This is a genomic window from Candidatus Pelagibacter sp. HIMB1587, from assembly GCF_052047775.1.
In the GTDB taxonomy this organism is placed as follows: domain Bacteria; phylum Pseudomonadota; class Alphaproteobacteria; order Pelagibacterales; family Pelagibacteraceae; genus Pelagibacter.
The window spans coordinates 535,272-559,319 of the sequence record NZ_JBNAJJ010000001.1 but is presented as its reverse complement, the minus strand read 5'-3'; the positions used below and the strand labels follow the sequence as shown (position 1 = coordinate 559,319).

Here is a 24,048-nt window from a genome sequence, read left to right as displayed (position 1 = left end):
CTACATTTAACAATAATAAAAAAAGTATTGAAATATGTGTCAATTTATGCGATTGATAATCATTCGCATTGATAATAATTCTCATTCGCAAATAAACTAGGGTAAAGAAAAGGAAACAAATGAAAAAAATAACATTACTAGCGTTAATTTTATTTTTCTTTGCCAAAATGAGCTTAGCAGGTGAAGTAAATGTTTTTAGTGCAAGACATTACGACTCTGACATTCAGTTGTATGAAAAGTTTACGAACAAAACAGGTATAAAAGTTAACGTAGTTTCAGGCAAAGACAAAGCATTGCAAAAAAGAATTACTGAAGAAGGAAAAGACTCCAAAGCTGATTTGTATATTACAGCAGATGCTGGAAGACTAGGTGCATTTGACGAAAAAGGTATGTTTCAGAACTCTATGTCAGCGCAGATCGAAGCTTCAGTGCCAGCAAACTTTAGATCTGATAATTGGACGGGTATCGCTAAAAGAGCAAGAATTATTTATTATTCACCAGAAAGAGTAAGTTTAGAAGATTTAAAAGGGACAACTTATGAAAGTTTGTCAGATCCAAAATGGAAAGGAAAAATTGTAATTAGAAAATCTAATAATATTTACAATCAATCTCTTGTTGCATCATTAATCAAAAATAATGATAAAGAACAAACTTTAGAATGGGCAAAAAAATTAGTTTCAAATTTTGCAAGAAATCCTAAAGGAAATGATAGAGCTCAAATTTTAGCTGTTGCTGCTGGTGAAGCTGATTTGGCTATAGCAAACACTTATTACTATGCTTTGATGTTATCTGGTCAAAAAGGAGAAGATCAAAAAGAAGCTGCTCAAAAGGTATTACCTTATTTTCCAAATCAAAATGATAGAGGTACACATATGAATATAAGTGGAGGAGGTATTTTAAAAAATTCTCCTAATCCTGAAAATGCAAAAAAATTACTAGAATTTCTTTTAACAAAAGAAGCACAACAACATATAGTAAACAATACATTTGAATACCCAATGATAGATGGTGTTGAACCACACCCTCTTATAAAAAAAATGGGTGAAAATTTTAAACAGGATTTAAAAACAAAAGTTGGAGACTATAAAAAAAATCAGGCTGATGCATTAGAAGTAATGTTGATGTCTGGTTGGAAATAAAAGAGGTTAACACTAAGTACTTTTGGTATAAAGTTTATTACCCTACTTAATACCATTAGTACTTCGTTAAAAATGGGTAATAAAATTAATATTTGGTTTTTGAGCTCTTTGCTCATTTCTATTATAGTTGCGATACCAATTGTAACTGTATTTACTAGTTTTTTTGAACCAACAAGTGAGTATTTATCAATAGTTAAAAACACATTTTTGTTTGAATATATTTCTAATTCAATAATTCTTGTAATTGGAGTTTTAATTACAACTTTTATAATCGGTGTAGGATCTGCTTATTTAGTTTCGTTTTATAAATTTCCTGGAGTTAATTTTTTTAAATGGGTGTTGATTTTATCTTTTGCAGTTCCAGCTTATATCTATGCATATTCATTAACCGCTTTTTTTGAAAATTATGGAACAGCTTTTTCAATTATGAAAAACTTATTCGGTGATAGAAATTATAATGCTGTTTTGCCTAAATTTGATGGAATGCTAGGAGCTACAATTTCAATTTCATTTTCATTATTCGGTTATGTTTATGTTTTAACAAGAACTTCATTTCATTATCAGTCTCAAAATTTGCTAGAACTAGGTAAAAACCTTGGTTTTTCGACAAAAAAAACATTTTTTAACATTATTTTACCATCGGCAAGACCAGCAATTATTGCTGGATTATCTTTGGTTGCTATGGAAACTTTATCAGATTTTGGTGCAGTATCTTTTTTTGGAATATCGACTTTAACCACTGGAATTTATGATGCTTGGATATCTTTTGATGATTTGGCTTTAGCAAATAGAATATCTTTTTTTCTTTTAATTTTTATATTTGGATTATTTTATTTAGAGAACTTATCCAGAAAAAAAGCACAGTACCATTCTCCTGCTAAAGGAAATATTAAAACTAAAAATTTGACACAATTAAGTGGTTATAAATCTTTAATGGCAATTATTTTTTGTTCATTTGTATTTTTTGCAAGCTTTATATTTCCAGTTTTGCAAATGCTTTACTGGACAATTAAATTTCCAAAACATTTTATAGATCTAAATATTATTGAATTATTATCAAACACGTTGATTTTAGTTTTCTTATCAGGTTTTGTTTTAATATTTTTATCTTTCGTATCAAATTATGGAAATAGAATTAGTAAAAATAAGTTTTTAAATATTTTAACAACTTTTTCAATTACTGGTTATGCAGTACCAGGAATAATATTAGCTGTAGCTTTCATAACTTTTATTTCTTGGTTTGATGAAAATATATTTTATTTTTTTGATATAAAACAAATTTTTATTGGATCTATACTTGGTTTAGTAATTGTTTATTTTGTACGATTTTATTCTTTAGCTAACAACGGTATTAAATCTGGATATTTAAAAATTAATTATTCAATTGATGAGAGTGCATATCTATTAGGTTATTCAAAATTAAAAACTTTTTTAAATATTCATATCCCTTATCTTAAAAACTCAGTCTTATTAATTGCTATATTGCTATCAATCGAAATAATCAAAGAATTACCAATTACATTAATTATGCGTCCTTTTAATTTTGAAACGTTTGCCACCCAAGCCTATATATTTGCTTCACAAGATTTACTAGAAGCTGCTGCTGCACCTTCATTATTATTAATTATGATTGCAAGTATTTTTATTTTAATTACATCTAAGTATATGTTTAAAGATAAATAAAATGAGAAATAATTTTTTAGAAATTGAGAATGTTACTTTTGCTGCAAGCTCTAAAAATAAAGTAACCAATGTTTCATTTAATATTGAAAATGAAGGAGATATAGTTTGTTTGCTAGGTCCCTCTGGAATCGGAAAAACTACAATATTAAGAACAATAGCTGGCCTTGAAAAAATTCAGTATGGTAAAATTATTTTAAAAAATAAAATTATTTCATCTAAAGAAAGCCATGTTGAACCTGAGGATAGAAATATATCTTTGGCTTTTCAAGACAACTCTCTATTTCCTCACTACAATGTTTTGGAAAATATTAATTTTGGTGCTGAGAGAAATAAAAAGAAGAAAAAAGGTTTAAATTTTAAAGAAATAGTGAAATTTCTTCATTTAGAAAAAATCTTAGAAAAATATCCTCATGAAATTAGTTCTGGAGAAGCTCAAAGAGCCTCCTTAGCTAGATCTTTGTTATCAAATCCTGATTTGTTACTACTAGATGAACCTTTGTCGAATATAGATCAAAGTTTTAAAGAAGAAATACAGGTAAAGTTAAAGCAAATCTTAAAAGACTTAAAAATTACAACAATAATTGTTACTCACGACTCTTACGAAGCATTCTATCTAGGTAACAAATGCGGAATTATTTTAGACGGAGAACTTAAACAATTTGATGATCCTTATAATGTTTATCACTTCCCAAATTCTGTTGATGTAGTCAATTTTTTAAACAGAGGAATATTAATTCCAGCAAAAGTTACTGATGAAAATACTTTAGAAAATGATGATTTAGGTACAATCAAAGGTAATTTTACAAAACATTATCCAAAAGGATCTAAAGTACAGTTATTGTTACAGCCAGAAGATCTAGAACATGATGATAAAAGCAATTTAAAATTAGAAGTGGTTGATAGAAAGTTTAGGGGGACAAATTTTATATATACTCTAAAAACTAGTAGTGATTTATTAATTCCTGTTTTTGTTCATTCGCATCACGTCCACCAACATGAAATTGATGAAAAATTTGGGATTAAACGTCCGATAAATATTGATCACATAGTTTGTTTTTAATAGAACCCAAATAAATGCTTACAAAAAAACAATTATTTACTAGGGGTATGCTGGATATTTCTCCACATATGTTGTCGGTGATCCCATTTGGAATAATTTGTGGAGCTATCGGTGTTGAATTGGGATTTGACCCATTATTAGTTTATGCGATGTCTATTATTATTTTTGGTGGTGCATCACAAATTGTTTTTTTACAATTATTATCAGGTGGTGCATCTGGATTGGTAGCAGCAACATCTGTCGGTGTTATTAATTCAAGACATCTTTTATATGGAGCAGTTTTATCAGAGTACTTAGAAAAATTATCATTAATAAAAAAATTGTTAATCTCTTATATTATTGTCGACCAAGGTTTTGCAGAATCTAATAAATTTTTTAAAAAAAATAAATCAGAGCAGTACTTACATTATCATTTGATTGGTACAGGTTGCACGATGTGGGTTTGTTGGCAAATTGCTACATTGTCAGGAATCATTTTAGGTTCATTTGTTCCAGAGGAACTTGGATTAAAATTTGCAATACCACTTACTTTTATAGCTATTATAATACAAGATTTAAAAAAAATTGATCACTTAATTGTAATGATTGTATGTGGATTGAGTTCGTTATTATTTTATGATGCTCCATTTAGATCTTATATAATTATTTCACCTATACTCGCTTTGTTTGTTGCGGCTTTAATATTGAGGTTAAAAAAATAAAATGACCTGGTTATCAATTATTGTTGCAGGAATATTAACTTACTTTACTAGAATGACGATGGTAGCTCTAGTAAGTCGAGACATGTTGGGAGATAAAATAAAAGCTGTGTTAGCTTATGTTCCATCAGCCGTGTTTCCTGCAATAATATTTCCAGGAATTTTTATAAATGACTACGGTCAGTTCATTGAAATGGATGACCCTAAAATATTTGCTGCAATTGTTGCTGTAATTGTTGGTTATTTTTCAAGAAATATAATTGCAACTATTTTGTCTGGTTTAATTTCTTATTGGTTTTTGATATTTATCTAAAATGATCTTTAGACAAATATTCGATAGTGTTTCTAGCACTTATACTTATTTAATTGCATCTGGAAGGGGACGTGAAGCTTTAATAATAGACCCAGTCTTAGAAAAAGTTGATCAGTATATTAATTTGTTAAATCAATTAGATTTAAAATTAGTAAAGGTGATAGATACCCATATTCACGCAGATCATATCTCTGGAATTGCTGAACTAAGAGATAAAACTAATTGTGTAACTGTTATGGGTAATAAAACTCCTGCCGATGTAGTTGCAATGAGAGTATCAGATGAAGAGATAATCAAAATAGATGGAATTGATCTACAAGCTTTATACACTCCTGGCCATACTTCTGAGAGCTTTAGTTTTTTGATGGGTGATAGAGTGTTTACAGGAGATACATTATTAATTAGAGGTACTGGTAGAACAGATTTTCAAAACGGAGATCCTAAAGACTCTTATAATTCAATATTTAACAAATTATTAAAACTACCTGATCAAACTCTAGTTTATCCTGCGCATGATTATAAAGGAGAAATGGTAAGTACTATTATAGAAGAAAGACAATTTAATCCAAGATTACAGGTAAAATCAGTAGAAGAGTACGTGGATATTATGAATAATTTAAATTTACCAGATCCCAAAATGATGGATGTTGCAGTTCCAAGTAATCTTAAGTTGGGCATTGATTTAAACCGTCAAAAAGTAAACAATGGAATTGAGCCAGAGGAGTTTAACAAGATAAAAAAAGAGGAGAATACAGTTCTGATAGATTTAAGAGAACAAAATGAAATAGATAAAGAAGGTAAATTAGATAATAGTAATATAGTCCCATTTCCTTCCATGCATGATTACATTGAAAAAAATAAAGATAGTTTAAAAAATAAAAAAATTCTTTTTTACTGTGCTCATGGACACAGATCTACTTTGGCAGTTCAGATTTCTAAATCATATAATTTTGGTAACTGCTTTCACTTAATTGGTGGGTTAGAAAAATGGAAAAAAAAAGGATTAAAAATTAATTAATATGATGAAATTAAATATTTTGAATCTTGTAAAAATAATTTTCCTATTATTTTTTTTTAATAACGTTTCACTTGCTCATAATCATTTTCCAATTACAACAGACTCTTCATTGATGATTAAAAGAGGAGAACTAGCGTATAACCAAAACTGTGTTTCATGTCATATGATAGATTTATCAGGAGCAAAAAACTGGAAAGATTTAGATGATGATGGACATAGAAAAGCACCTCCATTAAATGGTACTGGTCATACTTGGCATCATGACGATAAAACTTTGCATGCTATAATAAAGTATGGGTTAGCTAAATTGGTTAAAAATTATGAGGGGAAAATGATGGGTTTTGGAGATAAATTGTCAGATAAAGATATAGATAGTGTTTTAGCTTATATTAAATCTTACTGGCCACTTGATCTGTATGAATTTCAAATTAATATGAGTAAGTAATGAGCGCAGTTGCAACATTGAATTGGTCATGTAAGCACACTTGGAGAAGAAGTGCAAAAAATACTGCATGGTGTTTATTGGGATGTGCCATTGGAGATTTTGGTACAATTTTATATTTTCAATTAACTGGAATTCCGTGGCCAGTTATTGCAATAATGACCTTAGCAATTATAAATGGACTAATTACCAGTATAATTTTAGAGACAATTATTTTATTGAAACAAAACTTTACTTTTAAAGATGCATTAAAAACTGCCTTTGGAATGAGTTTTATTTCTATGGTAAGCATGGAATTTGCAATGAATTTAACAGATTATCTTCTAACTGGCGGAGCTATGTTAACATGGTGGGTAGTACCAATAATGCTTATTGTTGGTTTTTTAACTCCATGGCCTTATAATTATTGGAGATTAAAGAAATTTGGTATTAGTTGCCATTAAATCTTAAATAAATCCTGTTTAAATAATAATATAAAGACAAAGCTCTCAAAATCATAAATATCGTTAGTGATATCCACACTCCATCGTTTGAAAGGTAATTTGTTAGAACTAAAGAAATTAATAAATATAAAGAAACAGAAAAAAACATAGCATTTCTAATTTCTTTTGTTTGAGAGGCTCCAATGAAAATACCATCAAATTGATAACAAAAAGATGCAAAAAAAGGCAAGATAATCATCCAAATTGAATAATCTAAACTTAAAGATCTTATTAGATCAATATCAGACATCATATTAATCACATTCTTATGAATAAAATAATAAACAACAGAAATACCTAAGCCTGTAACTGAACTTAAAATAAAAGAATTTTTAACAATTGAACTGAATAAATTTTTATCTTTTTTACCCAATGAATAACCAATAATTCCTTCAGTTGAAAATGCGTAAGCGTCTAAAATGAATGCTGATAGAAAGACGAGATTAATTAATATTGCGTTAGCAGCTATATACTCTTCTCCAATTTTTGATCCAAGGTATGTGAACCACAAAAAAGAAAAAGTAAGTAATATAGTTCGAATAAAAATATTAAAATTAATATTAAAAATATTTTTTAATTTATTTAGATCAACAATTTCTCTTATTATAAAATTAATCTTTGTAAGCTTGTTTAAATAAAAAAAAGTATAAATTAAAAATACAGTAGAGGTAATTATCCCAGAAAAAAGAGTTCCATAAGCAACACCTTTAATATTTAGATTGTATTGATTTACGAGAATTATGCTTAGTATAATATTTAATATTGAGAAAAATCCTACTGCAATACTTGAAATTTTTGTTTTTTGTAATCCAACAAAAAGACCTGTTATAATATAAATAGTAAGTTCACCTGGAGCTGAATAAATTCTAATTTTAAAATATTCCTCATAAAAAGAAGTAGTTTGTGAATTTAGATCAAATATTTGCAAACTTATCTTAAGAATTAAATTTTGAGCAAAAAATAAGACAATAGAAAGTATAATTACAAATAACAAATTTCTTAAAACAATATTAATAATTTCTTTATAATTTTCAGCTCCATTAGCTTGAGAAACCATACCGACTGTTCCCATTCTTAAAAATCCAAAGCTCCAAAAAATCATTGAAAATAAATTTGCTGCAACAGAGGTTGCAGATAAATAAGAAACATTACCTAAGTTACCCATTAAAGACGTGTCAATAATTGCCACTAATGGAATTGCAAGGTTGGCAAAAAAAATTGGAATAGATAATTTTAAAATATATCCAATAGATGATTTTTCCATGTCTGATGATTAATTATTATAATATTTTTTTTAATAAATTTTCTTTAAAGAATAATTTATGAATTATTACGGCACTTACATGTAAAGCAACTAAACCAATAAGTACATAGTTTGATATAATATGAATGTTATAAAATTGATCAGCTAGTTCAAAATTGTCTTTTATTTTTATTTCTTTTAAAAAAATCACTAGAGGTTCACCGTTAAATAGTTTCTTTAAAATTCCTGAAATAGTTATTGTTAAGACTGTGATGTATAAAAATAAATGATTTAGTTTAGCAATAAACCTTTGCCCCATAAAAGTAGCAGGTCCTAACTTTGGTACTGGATTAATCAAATTATTAAGTAACCTAAAAATAATAACGTAAAATACCCCTAGTCCAACCAATACATGAATATTTTCAATAGTTATTCTGTTTTCACCAAAATCTAAATCAACTAAATAAAAGCCAAGAGGAATTTGAATTAATAATAAGATCGCACTTAACCAGTGCATTAACTTTGAAATCAGTCCATATTCTGTTAAGGTATTCTTAACATGCATAACTTATTAAAACATAACAAGAGGATCTTTGGTACAATAATATTATCTTTAATTATGGTGTTTTCTGGCTCATTAGCTAATGCAGAGTTGTCAGTAGAAGATATTATAAAAAGTAGAAAAGCACTATTTAGTAAGAATTATAGCACAGCAAAGAGGGTTCAGTCTTTTTCCTCAAATGGAGATTTTGATAAAGCGATAGGACTAATGAAAGAAATGAGTGAAAATTACATTACTTTGTTAGATCTATTTCCAGAAAATTCTAAAGAAGGATTTAAAACAGAAGCACTGCCTATAATTTGGGAAGAAAAAGATGCTTTCAACTCATTAATGCAAAAATCTGCTGATGATATGATTAAACTCACTTCTATTATAGAAGATGCAGATGATATTAGAGGAACTCTTGGAAAATTAATGTGGGCAAATTGTAAGGCCTGTCATTCCAAATATAGAAAACCTCATTAATAAATTCATATACCCATTTTGGTTAATTAAAATTAATTTTGTTTAATTAATTTAAAATCTTAGTAGTTTCTTTTTTTTATGGATAAAATTCAATCTCACGCAAAGCTCGTAATTGTTGGTGGTGGAATAATGGGAGTTAGTTTGCTCTATCATCTTACAAAAGAAGGATGGAATGATGTTGTATTGATTGAAAAAAGTGAACTTACTTCAGGATCAACTTGGCATGCCGCAGGTCAATGTCCTCATATGTTAACGAGTTTAAATCTTGCAAAAATTCATCTTCATTCAACTAACCTTTATAAGTCACTAGAAAAAGAAACTGAGCAACCAACGGGATTTCATGAAACAGGAAGTTTAAGGTTAGCATATACCAAAGAGGATCTTGAGTGGTTTGATTACACTAAAGGAATTTTAGATATAGCTGGTTCTCCATGTTCAATTATATCAACAGAAGAAATTCATCAATATCATCCCTTTATAAAGTTAGATGGAATTAAAGGGGCTTTTTTAACTCCAGAAGATGGCTATACAGATCCAACCAGCACAACAAATGCAATGGCTAAAGGAGCAAGAAATAGTGGAGCCAAAATTTATAGAAAAAATAGAGTAACTGACATTGAACAATTGCCTTCAGGAGAGTGGAAAGTAATTACTGAAAAGGGTGACATTATTTGTGAGCATGTTGTTAATGCTGCAGGAAGTTTTTGTCCAGAAGTAGCACAGATGGTTGGTTTAAAAAATGTTCCAAGTATAAATATGATCCATCAATACCTAGTTACAGAAGCACATCCTGAAATAGAAAAATTAAGTAAAGAATTACCAGTTGTAAGAGATCCAGACTCTTCTTCTTATCTAAGACAAGAGGGTAAAGGACTTTTAATTGGTCCTTATGAAAAAGATGTAGCAGCTTGGGCTTTAGATGGAATGGATTGGAAATTTGATATGGAGTTGTTAGATCCAGATCTTGATAGAATTGCAGAACACTTAGAAAAAGGAATGGATCGTATTCCACAGTTTAAAGATGTAGGTATTAAAAGAATTATATGTGGTCCTATTACACATACTCCTGATGATAATTTTTTAGCTGGTCCTGCACCCGGACTTAAAAACTTTTGGATGTTTTGTGCAGCAAGTATTGGAATTGCTCATGGAGGGGGAGCTGGAAAATATATGGCTCAGTGGATTGTGCATGGTGACTCAGAAATAAATATGATGGAATTTGAACCAAGAAGATACATGAGTTGGGTTGATAAAAATTATTCAGTTGAAAAATCGAAAGAGCAATATCGAAGAATGTATGTAACTCCAATGCCTAATGATGTTGTAGAGGTTGGAAGACCAATGAAAACAACACCAATTTATCAAAAGTTGAAAGAAAAAGGTGCTGAATATTTTGATTTATATGGATGGGAAAAACCAGCTTGGTTTAATAAAGATAATATTAAAGAAGAATTAAGTTATAAAAGAAATAATTTATTTCCTATAATTCAAAAAGAATGTCTACATGTTCATAACAATGTAGGCTTGATAGATCTATCAACTTTTTCAAAATATGAAATTACTGGAGAAGATAGTTATAACTTTTTAGATAGACTTTGTGTTAATAGAGTTCCAAAAAAAGATGGAAGTATTGTTTTAACTCATCTTTTAAATGATATTGGAAGAATTCAAACTGAACTAACTTTAACTAAACTAAAAGATAACCATTATTACGCATTATCAGGTGCAGTATCAGAAATTAGAGATTTGGATTGGCTAAATCAGAATAAAAAAGAAAATGAAAAAGTTGAAATTAAAAATATAACTTTAGACAAAGGTGTAATTGGTATCATAGGACCAAAATCAAGAATGGTTTTGCAAAAATTAACAGATACAGATTTAGGAAATGAAAATTTCCCTTGGTTAAAAAGTAAGGAAATAAGTTTAGGTAACATTACTGTAGAAGCTTTAAGAGTAAACTATATGGGCGAACTAGGTTGGGAACTGCATCATGACTTTAAAGACATGGAAAAACTATATGAGTTATTAAGTGAAGCTGGTAAGGAATTTGATATTACAGATTTTGGAGCTCATGCAATGAATTCTATGAGGATTGAGAAGGGATACAGAGGTTGGGGGTCAGAATTAACTCCAGAAATTAGCGTAGTTGAAGCAGGCTTGGAAAGATTTTTTAATATTGAAAAAAAATCTGAATTTAAAGGGTCAAAAATTGTATCGAATTTAATAAAAAATGGCCCAAAAATTAAATTAGTTTATATGGAAGTTGATGCTGTAGATGCAGATGCTCATGGAAATGAACCAATTTACTCTAATGGTAATTTAGTGGGTCTCATTACATCAGGGGCTTATGGGTATAGAGTAAACAAAAGTTTAGCCTTTGGATATGTCAAAACTGAATTTGCTAAAGTTGGAAATGAGTTTTTGATTAAAATCCAAGGAAAAGATGTTAAATCAAAAGTTATTGATGAACCTGCTTTTGATGTAAATAACGACAGGCTAAAGTCTTAAAATAAACAATGCTTCCAGTATCAGTAACAGATCATATAGAGGAATACGTTTCTCAAGAGATATATGTTCAGGTTGCAATAATTAAGGGTAAAGAAAAAATTTCTACAGATTCAGCAATCAAAAAATATTTTATTAGTAATCATTTTAAAGAATTAAGTTTAGGAAAACCTTATGATCATTTTATTGATGGTTTAAGAGACAAATGTTTAGGCAAATTAAAAAATTCTCCTATGAGAAACACAGAAACTGATGATGCAACAATTATAATGTTACAAAAAAAATTAAATGAATTAAGTGAAGTAGAATTAGAGGATACTTACTGGGAAATTGAAACTGGAGAATTTTTTTCAGGTGAGCAAATTAAAGAGTTAGAAAAAGATCGAGATAAACTAATTACAAAATTAAACTCAAGAGATGAAAATGAAGTTGTAAAAACAATTTTTAAATTTTGTGAAATTTATGAAAAGTTGTGTGAAAAAAAATATCCAGAAGCACCACTTCCGCTAGAAATATTAAAGTCTAAAAATTAATTTTTTTAAGGGTTCGCTCTTTAGTTGATACCTAAAGAGCTCCCTTTTTATCGCCTCTTTGGCATTAAATCCAAACGGATTTTATTATTTTAAGTTTTTTTATATCTAAAGATCTTCAGCTAAGTATCAGGTGGTAGCAATTTTAACATAAACCTCCTTCATATAAAAAGGTAATTATATCAAAATTATTTTCAATAAATTTATTTGCATTTAATGCAAATATATAAGTTGAATACAACCTACTGCTTTAGTAGATTCCCGATATCTTATTTAACTTCCTTCAATTATTTTTTATTAATTAATTCACTAATAAAATTTTCTCCATAACCATCATCAACAGCTTTTTGAAAATAATTTTTATTTAGCTCAGCAACTTTTTCAGCTTCAGGAAAATCTTTTAGAAGATCCTGAATGTAAGTTAAATCTTTAACAGAGTTACTTGCAGTAAATTTAAATCCTGTGTAATCACCTTTAAGTAAGTTATCAAAAACTCTGTTCAGAGCCGAAGAGTTTCCAGATCCTAGCTTTGCAACATCAAATACTTTTTTTAGATCTAATCCTAATCCAGTAGCACATTTTGCTAAATGATTTACTAATGCTCCATTTCCTAAAGATAAAAAGTTATTTAAAAGTTTTGATTTTGCACCCATACCTACTGGACCAAAATGAAAATAATCCTTACAAAATATATTAAAATAAGGCTCTGCTATTTTAAAATTCTCATCTGACGCTCCGACAATACCGCCTAAAACACCTTCTTCTGCTTGAACAGGTCCACCCATTACTGGACATTCAACGTAGTTGATATTATTTGATTTAAAAATTGCCTCAGTTTCAATAGAGCCTGTTTTATTGTGAGTAGTAATATCAATTACAATTGTTTTATTGCTTAAGATATTTGATAATTTTTCTGAAATAGATTTTGCAATAGGTGTATTGGTAACACACATAAACAAAGCATCTAAATTTTTAGATGCAAAATCTTCAAAAGATTTAACTTCTTTAGCTCCCTCACTTACTATCTTTTCAATAGGTTTACGATTTTTGTTAGCAATTACAAAAAGATTATTTTTGTGCTTAATGATGTTTTTAGCAATTCCATAACCCATATAACCAACACCAATAAAACCAATATTTTTCATCAAACCTCCAATTTTAAGTTTTTTTACCTTCAGTTCTTATAAATAATAAACCAAATATTATTACACCCACAACACCCACAATCTTATTTATATCAAATGGTACACCAAAAATGAAAAAATTAAAAATTGTAGACCAAACTAATTGAGAATATTGAAAATTAGTTACAAAAGATAAATTTGATAATTGAATTGCATAAATAATTAAAGAGTGGCTTACAAAGCCTGCAAAACCAAGTAGCGCTAAGTATAACCAAAAAATATTATTACTTAATGGTTCCCATTTAAAAAAAATATAAATACTAAATATTATTGCTCCCAAAATAGAAGTATAAAATATTGCTGCAAATGGATCGTTATCACTTGATACTACTTTTGTAAAAAATTGGTAAAGCGCCCAACATATAGGTGGAACGATTGGAAAAATTAAATCTACACTAAATATTTTCATGCTAGGACTTAAAGAATAAACAATTGAACTAAAACTAAGGAGCATCAAAAGAATTCCTTTAAAAGTCAAAATATCTTTTAAAAAATAAGCAGAAAGTAAAGCAACGATTAATGGGGCTGTAAAGAAAACTACATAAATATCTACTAGGTCAAACTTTTGAAGAGAAAAAAACATAAACGTTGTAGCTGTCACCATTAATGTTGATCTAATTATTTGAACTTTGAAATTTTTTTTTAAGTTTACTTTTGGCTTAAAAATTAAAAAAAACACAATTAAAGATACTAGATGAAAAAAAAATCTTCCCCATATAGCCTGTGGAATAGGCATGACTGTACCTAGGTATTTTGCACTAGAATCCATACAAACAAACATAAAGAAACCACCTGCAGCTAATAAAATTACGTTTAATAAAGATGTTTGATTTTGCACTTTAGGAAATTTTTTACATTACAACGCCTACTTGCCAAGGATTAAACTCCTCGTCACCGTAGCCATTGATTTCACTCTTAGATTTATTTCCTGATGCAGTATTTACTACTAATTCAAATATTTTTTGACCAACTTCTTCAACTTTTTCTTTTCCTTCAGCTATTGTTCCACAATTAATATCCATATCTTCCGACATTCTTTCAAACATTGCTGAATTAGTTGAGAGTTTTAAACTTGGTACTGGCTTACATCCAAAACAAGATCCTCTTCCAGTTGTAAAACAAATTACATTTGCGCCTGATGCAACTTGCCCTGTAACAGATACTGGATCATATCCAGGTGAATCCATAAAATTGAAACCTTTATTTTTAAGAGGTTCAGCATAATTCAATACATCTTGTAAAATTGAGTTTCCACCTTTAGCAACTGCTCCTAAAGATTTTTCTAAAATAGTTGTAAGCCCTCCTTTTTTATTTCCAGGTGCAGGGTTATTATCCATAGAACTATTGTTTATTGATGTATAATGTCTCCACCACTCAATTCTTTTTATTAATTTATCTGCAGTTTGTTGTGAATTAGCTCTATTAATTAATAAATGTTCTGCTCCATAAATTTCTGGAGTTTCTGATAAAATTGAACTTCCACCTTTTTTAACTAAAAGATCAGCAGCAACTCCCAATGCAGGATTAGCTGTAATTCCTGAATAGCCATCTGATCCTCCACATTGTAAGGCTAAAGTTAAATGACTAACAGGTTGTGATGTTCTTTGAACATTATTTGCTTCAGATAATAGGTTTTTTATTTGAGATAATACTTTATCAACAATTTTTTTAGTTCCACCTTCATCTTGGATAGTTAAGAAGTGAATTCTATTGTGCTTTTTAAGAGACTCATCAAATAAACTTACCTGGGCACACTCACAACCTAAACCAATAACAAAAACATGAGAAAAATTTGGATGATTTTTAAAACCATCAATCGTTCTTTGAAAAATTTGCATTCCTTCACTTTCAGTATTCATCCCACATCCTGTTGAGTGAGTAATTGGCACAATTCCATCTATATTTGGATAATCTTTTAAAATTTCTGAATACTTTATTTTTTCAACAATCATTTTTGTAACTGTTGCAGAGCAATTAACGGTACTAACTATTCCAATATAATTTCTTGTAGCTACTTGGCCGTTATCTCTTAATATTCCATTGAAAAAAGTATCTGCTTTTTCGTCAACATTGTGTGATTTATCAGTTACTTTGAAATCTCTTTTAAATTCTCTAAATTCTAAATTATGAGAGTGAACATGCTCTCCTGGTTTAATATCATTTAAAGCAAATCCAATAATTTGATCATATTTGATAATAGGATCACCTTTTTTAATCTCTTTTAAACATACTTTGTGACCAAAAGGGATTGGATCCAACGTACTTATATCATGGCCTTCAATTTTTGTTTTTTCTGGTATGATAAATTGACTTACGCCAACATTGTCATTGCCATTTAAAACTATTAGATTATTCATAAATTTATTATATAACCAATAACTTAAACAAACCATTATATTAATTATGCCTAAAAAAAGAAAAAAGAGTTTCCGAAGTCAACAGTGGTTCAATAATCCAAAAAACCCTGACATGACGGCTTTATATTTAGAAAGGTACTTAAATTATGGTCTTACAAGAAAAGAATTGCAATCTGGAAATCCAATTATAGGTATTGCTCAATCGGGCAGTGATCTTTCTCCATGTAATAGACATTTTATGTCTTTAACTAAAAGAATTAAAGATGGGATCAGAAGAGCTGGAGGAATTCCAATGGAATTTCCAACTCATCCTATTCAAGAAACTGGAAAAAGACCAACAGCTATGTTGGATAGAAATTTATCTTATTTATCTTTGGTAGAAGTTTTGTATGGTTATCCAATCGATGGAGTTATTTTAACTACAGGGTGTGATAAAACTACTCCTGCAGCCTTAATGGCAGCAGCCACAGTTAATATTCCTGCAATAGTTCTCTCAGGTGGTCCAATGTTAGATGGAGTTTACAAAGGAAAACTTGCCGGATCTGGATTAGTAGTTTGGGAAGCTAGAAAAATGTTAGCTAAGGGAGAAATTAAATACGAAGAATTTATGGACATGGTTGCATCTTCTGCGCCAAGTGCTGGTCATTGCAATACTATGGGAACAGCATCTTCAATGAATTCAGTTGCAGAAGCTTTGGGAATGTCATTACCTGGAGGAGCTGTAATCCCTGCACCTTATAGAGAAAGAGAACAGATTTCATATGAAACAGGAAAAAGAATTGTCGGAATGGTTCATGAAGATTTAACACCATCAAAAATTATGACACGTAAAGCATTTGAAAACGCAGTAGTGGTTGCAAGTGCAATAGGTGGATCAAGTAACTGCACAACACATTTAAGTGCAATAGCTAAACACATGGGTATTAAGTTTGATTTATCCGATTGGCAAAAATTAGGTCACGATATTCCATTGCTAGTCAATTGTCAGCCAGCTGGTGAATATTTAATGGAAAGCTTCCACAGAGCGGGCGCAATACCAGCAGTTATGAAAGAATTAATTAAGAATAAAAAAATTCACACCAATATAAAAACTGTAACTGGAAAAACAGTAGGTGAAAATTTGAAAAAGAAAATTGATGTAGATAGCAAAGTAATCAAAACATTTAAAAATGCTTTAACAGAAAAAGCTGGTTTCTTAGTTATGAGAAGTAATTTCTTCTCATCTGCAATAATGAAAACATCAGTAATCAGTAAAGAATTTAGAGATCAATATCTATCAAACCCTAAACATCCAAATGCTTTTGAGTGTAAGGCAATTGTTTTTGAAGGTCCTGAAGATTACCACAAAAGACTTAATGACAAGAAATTAAAAATTGATGAGAACTCAATATTAATTGTTAGAGGATGTGGTCCAGTAGGTTACCCTGGTTCTGCAGAAGTAGTTAATATGCAACCACCTGACAGATTGTTAAAAAAAGGTATTAGACATCTACCTACTTTAGGAGATGGAAGACAAAGTGGAACATCTGAAAGTCCTTCTATACTTCATGTATCTCCAGAGTCTGCAGTTGGAGGAGATTTAGGTATAGTTAAAACAGGTGACAAAATTAAAATTGATTTAAATAAAAGAAGAGTTGATTTACTAATTTCTCAGGCTGAGTTTAAGAAGCGAAGAAAAAATAGAAAGAAATTTAAAGCAAATAATCAAACTCCTTGGCAAGAAATATTCAGAAATACAGTAGGTCAATTAGATGATGGTGCTTGTATTAATTCTAGAGGAAAATATTTGGATGTATCTCATACAAAAGGTTTACCTAGAGACTCTCATTAAATGAAACCAAAGATATTAGTTTCTAGAAAAATTTCAGATTTAGCAGAAGAAAAATTAAGCAAAGAATTTGATGTAACATTAAATCCAAAAGACGAGCCAATTCCAGAAAGTGAATTAATTAAGATAATAAACGACTATGATGGGATGATTTCTACAGGATTTGATAAAATTGGAGAAAATTTTTTCAATAATCTAAATGGTAAATTAAAAATCATTGCTCAAGTGGGAGTAGGGTACGATAATATCTCTGTTAACTCTGCTTTAGAAAAAAAAATAAAAGTTACCAATACACCTAACGTTTTAAATGAAGCTGTAGCAGAGCTTACTATTCTTTTAATTTTAGCTGCCTCAAGAAGAATTGGTGAAGCTTATAATTTAGTTAGAACTGATAATTGGAAAAATCAAAAACCCGACTTAACTAAATTTATGATTGGTAATTCGGTTACCGGCAAAACTTTAGGTATTATTGGCATGGGACGAATAGGAAGAATGGCTGCAAAAAGTGCAAAAGCATTTGGCATGAAAATAATTTATTATAATAGAAATAAGTTGTCTGCAGATTTAGAAGATGGTGCAAAATATTATTCAGATTTAAATTCAATGTTACCGAATTGTGATTTTGTAAGTATACACACACCAGCTACCGCAGAAACAAAATACATTCTTAATAAAGATACAATAAGCTTATTACCAAAACATGCAGTTGTCATAAACACATCAAGAGGATCAACAATTGATGACGATGCATTAATTGATGCACTAGAAAATAAAAAAATTTATGCAGCTGGTTTGGATGTTTTTAACAATGAACCAAATTTAGATAACAGATATTTAAAATTAGATAACTGTTTTGTTCTTCCTCATGTAGGTAGTGCGACACATGAAACACGTCTTGCAATGAGTATGATGGCAGTTGATAATATTTACTGTTTTTTCAATAAAAAACCCCTGATTTCAGAAGTAGTTTAGAGCAATTCTAGTCTCTGTGTTTATAAAATATATATAATTTCTATATATAATAACTAAACTGATTTAATTGAAATAGAAAATCATTTATGATTAACTTTCGAAAAAACATAAACGAGAGGAAGATAATGTTTAAATTAATATCTAAAACTTTAGCAGCGGTGGCTATGGTTTCAGTTGCTTTATTTGGCTCTGCAAATGCAAAGACTTTAAAGATTGAAACTCACTTTACTGCTAGCTCACCAAATGGTGAAGTTGCGGCTCAGTTCGCAAAAAATGTAGAAAAGTTTTCTGGTGGAAGCTTGAAAATTGAAATGTTCTACTCATCTTCAGTAACAGGTAAATCTGCTGAGGTATTTAACTCTGCACAAACTGGAATTATCGATTGTGATATGACTGGTGCTGGTTACCAAACTGGTAAAAATGCAGCGTTCCAATTCGCAGGTGATGTAATGGGTGGATACGATAACCCATACCAACAATATGAATTCTTGAACTACCCAGGAGCTCAAGATGCTGTTGATGCATTATACAACAAATATGGAATGACTTTGATTGGTTGGTGGATACCAGGACATGAGTCTTTAATATCTAGCAGACCAATTCCAGATGTTGCTTCATTGAAAGACTTTAAATTTAGATCACCTCCAGGAATGGAAAGTATGATCTTTACAACTTTAGGTGCGAAGCCAATCGTTATGGACTTTGGTGAAGTTCCTACAGCTTTACAAACTGGTCTAATCGATGGTGCTGACTATTCATCTTTAGCAACTAACTATGCTGGTGGACACTATGAGCAAAACAAATATGCTACATACCCAGGTTTCCACTCTATGCCGGCTGACCACTTAGCTTGTAACACAAAAGTATGGAACAAGTTAAAGCCACATGAGCAAGGTGCTATGAAAGCTGGAATAGAAATCGCTGGAAGAACTATTACTAGCTTAGTTGAGAGAAAAAACGCTGAAGCTGTTAAAGCTTTAAATGAAATGGGCGTTACTCTTCATGACTGGTCTAGAGAAGATAGACTTAAATTCAGAACAGCTGCACTTGCTGCTTGGGAAGAATGGAAGACTAAATCTCCAGAAGCTGCGGCTTTAATCGAAATACACAAAGCTTACATGAAAGCTAATGGTATTATGTAATAAATAATTTTTGAAGGGCCTGAAAAGGCCCTTCGAATAAAATCTAAAATTTTTACTCAATGATAGATAAAGAGTTACAAGAACAGAACGAAAAAGTAGCGAGTAAAGATGATTTTCCAATTAATTGGATTGATAGAGTTTCCTTATTTTTAAGTCACACAATAAAATATCTAATTCCTGTAATTGTAATTGTGATGATGTATGAAATTTTTATGCGATATGTTTTATTTAAGCCAACCTTGTGGGCAAATGAGTTATGTTTATGGCTTGCTGGTGTTTGCTATTTGGTTGGTGGAATATACGCAACAAGATTAAGAAGCCATATTAGAATAGTTTTACTTTACGACTGGGTTGGAAGACCAACTCAAAGAATTTTTGACTTAATTAGTACTATAATTATTGTTCTTTTTGCTACAGCAGTAATTTATGGTGGATGGGAAGATGCACATAGATCTTTTACTACCTGGGAGAGATTTGCAACTTATTGGGATCCTCCAATTCCAGCTACAATGAAACCACTTACACTTTTATGCGTATTTCTTATTGCAGTTCAATCAGTAAATAACTTAATCATTGATTGGAGAAATCCAAAAGAGAAACAATACGACCCTTCTAAAGAATTAAAGTAAGATGGAATTTGAAATAGGAACACTCTCGATAATATTAATAGTTGGATTATTAGCACTTATATCTATTGGTGTTCCGATGGGATTTGCATCAGGTTTCATGGGTGCAGTACTAGTATTTTTATACATAGGTGAGCATGCATTAGGAATATTGCTTTCAAGGTATTACTCACTGGTTGTTACTTATTCATTTTTATCAGTACCTTTGTTTATCTTTATGGCCTCCTTGCTCGAACGCTCGAATATTGCACGAGATCTTTATGATGCATTAAACGCGTGGTTAAGAAAAACTAGAGGTGGAGTAGGTGTAGTTACTGCAATCATGGCAACCATCATGGCTGCAATGAGTGGAATTATTGGAGGAGAAATAGTTCTATTAGGGTTAATTGCATTGCCTCAAATGTTAAGACTTAAATATGATCAAGACATGTCTATTGGAATTATTTGTGCATCTGGATCTTTAGGCACAATGATACCTCCATCAATTGTTTTAATTATTTATGGATTAACAACAGAGACTTCTATTACGATGTTATTCCAAGAAGCAATTGTTCCAGGTTTAATGATCTCGGGTTTAATTATTACATACATTCTTATTAGAACAAGATTACAGCCCCATTTAGCTCCATTAAGTGATGAGCCGGCTTTAACTTTAAAAGAAAAAATGTCTTACCTTCCAGGTCTACTTCCACCAATTGGAATTGTAATTATTGTATTAGGTTCAATTTATTCTGGAATGACTGGTATTACTGAGGCAGCAGGAATGGGTGTTGTTGCTACTTTAATTATTATTTTTGCAAGAAAAGAACTGACATGGTTTTTATTTAAGGATGCATTAACAAGAACTTTCAAAGCATCTGGAACTATTTTGACAATTACATTTGGTGCAACAGTTTTAGCGGGAGCTTATTCTCTTGCTGGTGGCCCAAAATACGTTGCAGAAACAATTTTAGCTTATGATTTAAAACCAATGTATTTAATTTTTATGATGCAGATTATGTTTTTAATCATGGGAGCATTTATGGATTGGGTTGGAATTGTATTGTTAGCAATGCCAGTATTTTTACCTATAGTACTTGCACTTGGTTTTGATCCGATTTGGTTTGGAATATTATTCTGTGTAAATATGCAGGTTTCATTTTTAAGCCCACCATTTGGACCCGCTGCTTTCTATTTAAAATCAGTTGCTCCTCCACATATATCTTTAACAGATATCTTTAGAGGTTTTGCTCCATTTATAGTTATTCAGTTAATTGTATTAGCATGTGTTATGTTCTTCCCAGAAATAATGACACAAAATTTCCACGAGTTTAAACCAAAACCATGATAACAATTGGATTTATTGGAACAGGCCTAATGGGCCTACCAATGGCTAAAAATATATTAAAATCTGGATTTAAATTAAAAGCTTTCAATCGATCAATAGAAAAAGCAGAACCACTAAAAGAGTTTGGTGCAGAAATTTCAAAAACAATAAGTGATGTAGTTAAAGATAGTGATTTTGTCATTACCATGTTAACTGATGATAGTGCTGTAGATGCAATAACTTCTAGTTCAGATTTTTTAGACAACTTAAAATCAGGATCAACAGTTATAGATATGAGCTCTGTAAAACCCACGACAGCAACAAAACACGGAACTAATTTAAAATCAAAAAATGTAAATTATTTAGATGCACCAGTTTCAGGAGGAACAATCGGAGCAGAAGAAGCTTCACTAGCTATCATGGTTGGCGGTGAACAAAGTATTTTTGATAAATCTGAAAAAATTTTAAAAGCAATGGGAAACCCAACATTGGTTGGACCTATTGGAAGTGGACAAGTATCAAAACTAGCAAATCAAATTGTTGTTGGAGTTACAATAGGAGCTGTTGCAGAAGCCATAACATTATGTGAAAAGGCTGGAGCAGACCCAAATAAATTAATCAAAGCTCTTTCAGGTGGATGGGCAGATAGCAAAATACTTCAAACACATGGAAAAAGAATGATTGATAAAGATTTTAGTCCTAAGGGTAAGACCTATACTCATTTGAAAGATATGAATAACATCTTAGAATGTGCAAATTCTTATAATACTCATTTACCTATTTCAAATTTAGTTAAAGAAATGTATAAGACTTTAGTTGATAATGGTCATGGTAACACTGATCACAGTTCACTTTATAACGAGATTGAAAGGATAAATAAAAAATGAGCGGAAGACTTAATGGGAAACAAATTGTTGTAACAGCAGCAGGACAAGGAATTGGAAAAGCAACAGCAATTGCATTTCATAAAGAAGGAGCTCATGTAACAGCTACAGATTTAAACGATAAAACATTAGCAGAGTTAAATAAAGAATATCCAGATATTAAAGTTACCAAATTAGACTCAACTGATAACAACGCTATCTTAGAATTTACTAAAACTCTTGATAGAGTAGATGTATTGTTTAATGCGGTTGGATTTGTTCACCATGGAACAATATTGGAATGTGAAGAAAAAGATTGGGATTTTTCTTCTAATGTAAACGTCAAGTCGATGTATTTTATGTGTAAAGCTATTTTACCTTTAATGGTCAAACAAAATGGTGGAAGTATTATTAATATATCTTCATGTGCATCTAGCTTTAAAGGTTTTCCAAATAGATTTGTTTATGGGACAACTAAAGGTGCTGTTATCGGTTTAACCAAAGCAATTGCAGCAGATTTTGTAAAACAAAATATCAGATGTAATTCAATTGCTCCTGGAACAGTTTATTCACCTTCTTGGCAAGATAGGGTAAATCAAAGTCCAGATCCTGTTCAGGCTAAAAAAGATTTTATAGCAAGACAACCTATGGGAAGATTAGGTACCGCAGAAGAGATTGCTGCAGTTGCAGTTTATCTAGCAAGTGATGATGCAACATTTACAACAGGAAGTACAATTCATGTTGATGGTGGAATTTCAATATAATTTAATAACAAAAGGACAATTATGAAATTATTAAGAGTAGGCCAAAAAGGACAAGAAAAACCAGCAGCTTTAGACAAAGATGGTAAAATTAGAGATATAAGTTCACATTTTTCAGATTTAAATCCTGATCATTTAAATTTTGAAACTATTTCAAAATTACAAAGCGCTGATTTGTCATCTCTTCCAGAAATATCTTCAAGTGAAAGAATTGGTTCATGTATTACAAAACCAGGAAAATTTATTGCAATAGGTTTAAATTTTTCAGATCACGCTGCTGAAACAGGAGCAGAAGTTCCATCTGAGCCAATTACTTTTATGAAAGCAACAAGTTGTATCAATGGTCCTAACGATGATATCGAAATTGTGTCTGGTTCAAAAAAATTAGACTGGGAAGTAGAATTAGGAATTGTAATTGGAAAACATACAAAACATATTTCAGAAGCTCAATCACAAGATCACATCTTAGGATATTGTTTAGTAAACGATATTAGTGAAAGAGAATGGCAAATAGAAAAAATGGGTCAATGGGTAAAAGGAAAATCTCATGACACATATGGACCAATCGGACCTTATTTAGTAACTAAAGATGAAATTGCTGACATTAATAATTTAAAAATGAGTTTAGATGTTAATGGTCAAAGAATGCAGACTGGAAATACTAATACTATGATCTTTAATGTTAACGTTATTGTATCTTATTTAAGTAAATTTATGTCATTACAGCCAGGTGATATAATTACAACTGGTACACCTCCAGGAGTTGGTATGGGAATGAAACCACAACAATTCTTGAAAGCTGGTGATACAATGAGATTATCAATTGAAAATTTAGGAGAGCAAAACTCTAAAGTAGTTGCTTTATAATC

24 protein-coding genes are annotated in these 24,048 nt (G+C 30.3%); 19 read left to right on the top strand and 5 right to left on the bottom strand.

The genetic code is table 11. The features are described from left to right. The first annotated feature begins 119 nt into the window (after nucleotides 1-119). From ACTTBE_RS03175 to ACTTBE_RS03140, 8 genes are all read left to right on the top strand, one after another. Nucleotides 120-1,139: an extracellular solute-binding protein gene (locus tag ACTTBE_RS03175; protein WP_440677107.1), complete on the top strand. Its 1,020-nt coding sequence runs from the start codon at nucleotides 120-122 to the stop codon at nucleotides 1,137-1,139. 72 nt (nucleotides 1,140-1,211) lie between these two features. Beyond that, a complete protein-coding gene (locus ACTTBE_RS03170; protein ID WP_440677106.1) occupies nucleotides 1,212-2,822 on the top strand; it encodes an ABC transporter permease in 1,611 nt (536 codons plus the stop codon). Nucleotide 2,823: 1 nt separating this feature from the next. Then, nucleotides 2,824-3,882: an ABC transporter ATP-binding protein gene (locus ACTTBE_RS03165; protein WP_440677105.1), complete on the top strand. Its 1,059-nt coding sequence runs from the start codon at nucleotides 2,824-2,826 to the stop codon at nucleotides 3,880-3,882. A gap of 14 nt (nucleotides 3,883-3,896) precedes the next feature. Further along, entirely contained in the window at nucleotides 3,897-4,583 is a 687-nt protein-coding gene (locus ACTTBE_RS03160) for an AzlC family ABC transporter permease (protein ID WP_440633565.1), read from the top strand. A 1-nt stretch (nucleotide 4,584) separates the two neighbouring features. Next, on the top strand, nucleotides 4,585-4,893 hold the full coding sequence (locus tag ACTTBE_RS03155; RefSeq protein ID WP_075506129.1) for an AzlD domain-containing protein: 309 nt from the start codon (nucleotides 4,585-4,587) through the stop codon (nucleotides 4,891-4,893). 1 nt (nucleotide 4,894) lies between these two features. Continuing rightward, complete coding sequence (locus ACTTBE_RS03150; protein WP_440677104.1) at nucleotides 4,895-5,911, top strand: MBL fold metallo-hydrolase; 1,017 nt, start codon at nucleotides 4,895-4,897, stop codon at nucleotides 5,909-5,911. Between the two features lie 4 nt (nucleotides 5,912-5,915). Next, nucleotides 5,916-6,356 carry a c-type cytochrome gene (locus ACTTBE_RS03145; protein WP_440677103.1) on the top strand — a complete coding sequence of 147 codons (441 nt, stop codon included), beginning with the start codon at nucleotides 5,916-5,918 and terminating at the stop codon, nucleotides 6,354-6,356. Beyond that, entirely contained in the window at nucleotides 6,356-6,796 is a 441-nt protein-coding gene (locus ACTTBE_RS03140; protein ID WP_440677102.1) for a DUF4396 domain-containing protein, read from the top strand. The genes ACTTBE_RS03145 and ACTTBE_RS03140 overlap by 1 nt, the downstream gene beginning before the upstream one ends. Here the strand turns inward: ACTTBE_RS03140 and ACTTBE_RS03135 are convergent. Both ACTTBE_RS03135 and ACTTBE_RS03130 read right to left on the bottom strand, forming a co-directional pair. After that, nucleotides 6,783-8,099, bottom strand: a complete 1,317-nt coding sequence (locus tag ACTTBE_RS03135) for an MATE family efflux transporter (RefSeq protein WP_440677101.1) — start codon at nucleotides 8,097-8,099, stop codon at nucleotides 6,783-6,785. The two genes, ACTTBE_RS03140 and ACTTBE_RS03135, sit on opposite strands and share 14 nt — an antisense overlap. 16 nt (nucleotides 8,100-8,115) lie before the next feature. Then, nucleotides 8,116-8,643, bottom strand: a complete 528-nt coding sequence (locus tag ACTTBE_RS03130) for a cytochrome b (RefSeq protein ID WP_440677100.1) — start codon at nucleotides 8,641-8,643, stop codon at nucleotides 8,116-8,118. On the opposite strand from ACTTBE_RS03130, the gene ACTTBE_RS03125 reads away from it, so the two are divergent. The 3 genes from ACTTBE_RS03125 (at nucleotide 8,638) to ACTTBE_RS03115 (ending at nucleotide 12,143) form a co-directional block, all read left to right on the top strand. Next, entirely contained in the window at nucleotides 8,638-9,105 is a 468-nt protein-coding gene (locus ACTTBE_RS03125; RefSeq protein ID WP_440677099.1) for a c-type cytochrome, read from the top strand. The genes ACTTBE_RS03130 and ACTTBE_RS03125 overlap by 6 nt on opposite strands. A 78-nt stretch (nucleotides 9,106-9,183) precedes the next feature. Further along, on the top strand, nucleotides 9,184-11,613 hold the full coding sequence (locus ACTTBE_RS03120) for an FAD-dependent oxidoreductase (protein ID WP_440677098.1): 2,430 nt from the start codon (nucleotides 9,184-9,186) through the stop codon (nucleotides 11,611-11,613). Nucleotides 11,614-11,621: 8 nt separating this feature from the next. Next, nucleotides 11,622-12,143 carry a hypothetical protein gene (locus tag ACTTBE_RS03115; RefSeq protein WP_440677097.1) on the top strand — a complete coding sequence of 174 codons (522 nt, stop codon included), beginning with the start codon at nucleotides 11,622-11,624 and terminating at the stop codon, nucleotides 12,141-12,143. A 284-nt stretch (nucleotides 12,144-12,427) separates the two neighbouring features. Here ACTTBE_RS03115 and ACTTBE_RS03110 read toward each other — a convergent pair whose 3' ends face one another. From ACTTBE_RS03110 to ACTTBE_RS03100, 3 genes are read right to left on the bottom strand one after another with little or no spacing between them, the layout of a single operon-like run. Continuing rightward, nucleotides 12,428-13,285: an NAD(P)-dependent oxidoreductase gene (locus ACTTBE_RS03110; protein WP_440677096.1), complete on the bottom strand. Its 858-nt coding sequence runs from the start codon at nucleotides 13,283-13,285 to the stop codon at nucleotides 12,428-12,430. 13 nt (nucleotides 13,286-13,298) lie between these two features. Continuing rightward, nucleotides 13,299-14,162, bottom strand: coding sequence for a DMT family transporter (locus tag ACTTBE_RS03105; protein ID WP_440614164.1), 864 nt, complete (start codon nucleotides 14,160-14,162; stop codon nucleotides 13,299-13,301). A gap of 13 nt (nucleotides 14,163-14,175) precedes the next feature. Further along, the gene (locus tag ACTTBE_RS03100) at nucleotides 14,176-15,681 is read right to left on the bottom strand and encodes a UxaA family hydrolase (RefSeq protein WP_440677095.1); all 1,506 of its coding nucleotides are present in this window, start codon (nucleotides 15,679-15,681) and stop codon (nucleotides 14,176-14,178) included. A gap of 46 nt (nucleotides 15,682-15,727) precedes the next feature. Here ACTTBE_RS03100 and ACTTBE_RS03095 point away from each other — a divergent pair, with 46 nt between their 5' ends. The 8 genes from ACTTBE_RS03095 to ACTTBE_RS03060 all read left to right on the top strand — a co-directional run bounded on the left by ACTTBE_RS03095 (nucleotide 15,728) and on the right by ACTTBE_RS03060 (nucleotide 24,046). After that, on the top strand, nucleotides 15,728-17,512 hold the full coding sequence (locus ACTTBE_RS03095; protein ID WP_440677094.1) for an IlvD/Edd family dehydratase: 1,785 nt from the start codon (nucleotides 15,728-15,730) through the stop codon (nucleotides 17,510-17,512). Continuing rightward, the gene (locus tag ACTTBE_RS03090) at nucleotides 17,513-18,481 is read left to right on the top strand and encodes a 2-hydroxyacid dehydrogenase (RefSeq protein ID WP_262590471.1); all 969 of its coding nucleotides are present in this window, start codon (nucleotides 17,513-17,515) and stop codon (nucleotides 18,479-18,481) included. Between the two features lie 125 nt (nucleotides 18,482-18,606). After that, on the top strand, nucleotides 18,607-19,623 hold the full coding sequence (dctP, locus tag ACTTBE_RS03085) for a TRAP transporter substrate-binding protein DctP (protein ID WP_262590472.1): 1,017 nt from the start codon (nucleotides 18,607-18,609) through the stop codon (nucleotides 19,621-19,623). A gap of 59 nt (nucleotides 19,624-19,682) precedes the next feature. Continuing rightward, nucleotides 19,683-20,252 carry a TRAP transporter small permease subunit gene (locus tag ACTTBE_RS03080; protein ID WP_262590473.1) on the top strand — a complete coding sequence of 190 codons (570 nt, stop codon included), beginning with the start codon at nucleotides 19,683-19,685 and terminating at the stop codon, nucleotides 20,250-20,252. A gap of 1 nt (nucleotide 20,253) precedes the next feature. After that, a complete protein-coding gene (locus ACTTBE_RS03075; RefSeq protein WP_440614168.1) occupies nucleotides 20,254-21,576 on the top strand; it encodes a TRAP transporter large permease in 1,323 nt (440 codons plus the stop codon). Then, nucleotides 21,573-22,442 carry an NAD(P)-dependent oxidoreductase gene (locus ACTTBE_RS03070; RefSeq protein ID WP_440614169.1) on the top strand — a complete coding sequence of 290 codons (870 nt, stop codon included), beginning with the start codon at nucleotides 21,573-21,575 and terminating at the stop codon, nucleotides 22,440-22,442. The genes ACTTBE_RS03075 and ACTTBE_RS03070 overlap by 4 nt, the downstream gene beginning before the upstream one ends. Beyond that, a complete protein-coding gene (locus ACTTBE_RS03065) occupies nucleotides 22,439-23,182 on the top strand; it encodes an SDR family oxidoreductase (RefSeq protein WP_440677093.1) in 744 nt (247 codons plus the stop codon). Before ACTTBE_RS03070 ends, ACTTBE_RS03065 begins: the two co-directional genes overlap by 4 nt. 21 nt (nucleotides 23,183-23,203) lie before the next feature. Beyond that, nucleotides 23,204-24,046: a fumarylacetoacetate hydrolase family protein gene (locus tag ACTTBE_RS03060; RefSeq protein ID WP_440677092.1), complete on the top strand. Its 843-nt coding sequence runs from the start codon at nucleotides 23,204-23,206 to the stop codon at nucleotides 24,044-24,046. The last annotated feature ends 2 nt before the right edge of the window (nucleotides 24,047-24,048 follow it).

What these genes read in the sequence shown, in the direction of transcription:
- ACTTBE_RS03175 (WP_440677107.1), top strand. Translation starts at nt 120, where the DNA reads ATGAAAAAAATAACATTACTAGCGTTAATTTTATTTTTCTTTGCCAAA.
- ACTTBE_RS03170 (WP_440677106.1), top strand. Translation starts at nt 1,212, where the DNA reads ATGGGTAATAAAATTAATATTTGGTTTTTGAGCTCTTTGCTCATTTCT.
- ACTTBE_RS03165 (WP_440677105.1), top strand. Translation starts at nt 2,824, where the DNA reads ATGAGAAATAATTTTTTAGAAATTGAGAATGTTACTTTTGCTGCAAGC.
- ACTTBE_RS03160 (WP_440633565.1), top strand. Translation starts at nt 3,897, where the DNA reads ATGCTTACAAAAAAACAATTATTTACTAGGGGTATGCTGGATATTTCT.
- ACTTBE_RS03155 (WP_075506129.1), top strand. Translation starts at nt 4,585, where the DNA reads ATGACCTGGTTATCAATTATTGTTGCAGGAATATTAACTTACTTTACT.
- ACTTBE_RS03150 (WP_440677104.1), top strand. Translation starts at nt 4,895, where the DNA reads ATGATCTTTAGACAAATATTCGATAGTGTTTCTAGCACTTATACTTAT.
- ACTTBE_RS03145 (WP_440677103.1), top strand. Translation starts at nt 5,916, where the DNA reads ATGAAATTAAATATTTTGAATCTTGTAAAAATAATTTTCCTATTATTT.
- ACTTBE_RS03140 (WP_440677102.1), top strand. Translation starts at nt 6,356, where the DNA reads ATGAGCGCAGTTGCAACATTGAATTGGTCATGTAAGCACACTTGGAGA.
- ACTTBE_RS03135 (WP_440677101.1), bottom strand. Translation starts at nt 8,099, where the DNA reads ATGGAAAAATCATCTATTGGATATATTTTAAAATTATCTATTCCAATT.
- ACTTBE_RS03125 (WP_440677099.1), top strand. Translation starts at nt 8,638, where the DNA reads ATGCATAACTTATTAAAACATAACAAGAGGATCTTTGGTACAATAATA.
- ACTTBE_RS03130 (WP_440677100.1), bottom strand. Translation starts at nt 8,643, where the DNA reads ATGCATGTTAAGAATACCTTAACAGAATATGGACTGATTTCAAAGTTA.
- ACTTBE_RS03120 (WP_440677098.1), top strand. Translation starts at nt 9,184, where the DNA reads ATGGATAAAATTCAATCTCACGCAAAGCTCGTAATTGTTGGTGGTGGA.
- ACTTBE_RS03115 (WP_440677097.1), top strand. Translation starts at nt 11,622, where the DNA reads ATGCTTCCAGTATCAGTAACAGATCATATAGAGGAATACGTTTCTCAA.
- ACTTBE_RS03110 (WP_440677096.1), bottom strand. Translation starts at nt 13,285, where the DNA reads ATGAAAAATATTGGTTTTATTGGTGTTGGTTATATGGGTTATGGAATT.
- ACTTBE_RS03100 (WP_440677095.1), bottom strand. Translation starts at nt 15,681, where the DNA reads ATGAATAATCTAATAGTTTTAAATGGCAATGACAATGTTGGCGTAAGT.
- ACTTBE_RS03095 (WP_440677094.1), top strand. Translation starts at nt 15,728, where the DNA reads ATGCCTAAAAAAAGAAAAAAGAGTTTCCGAAGTCAACAGTGGTTCAAT.
- ACTTBE_RS03090 (WP_262590471.1), top strand. Translation starts at nt 17,513, where the DNA reads ATGAAACCAAAGATATTAGTTTCTAGAAAAATTTCAGATTTAGCAGAA.
- dctP (WP_262590472.1), top strand. Translation starts at nt 18,607, where the DNA reads ATGTTTAAATTAATATCTAAAACTTTAGCAGCGGTGGCTATGGTTTCA.
- ACTTBE_RS03080 (WP_262590473.1), top strand. Translation starts at nt 19,683, where the DNA reads ATGATAGATAAAGAGTTACAAGAACAGAACGAAAAAGTAGCGAGTAAA.
- ACTTBE_RS03075 (WP_440614168.1), top strand. Translation starts at nt 20,254, where the DNA reads ATGGAATTTGAAATAGGAACACTCTCGATAATATTAATAGTTGGATTA.
- ACTTBE_RS03070 (WP_440614169.1), top strand. Translation starts at nt 21,573, where the DNA reads ATGATAACAATTGGATTTATTGGAACAGGCCTAATGGGCCTACCAATG.
- ACTTBE_RS03065 (WP_440677093.1), top strand. Translation starts at nt 22,439, where the DNA reads ATGAGCGGAAGACTTAATGGGAAACAAATTGTTGTAACAGCAGCAGGA.
- ACTTBE_RS03060 (WP_440677092.1), top strand. Translation starts at nt 23,204, where the DNA reads ATGAAATTATTAAGAGTAGGCCAAAAAGGACAAGAAAAACCAGCAGCT.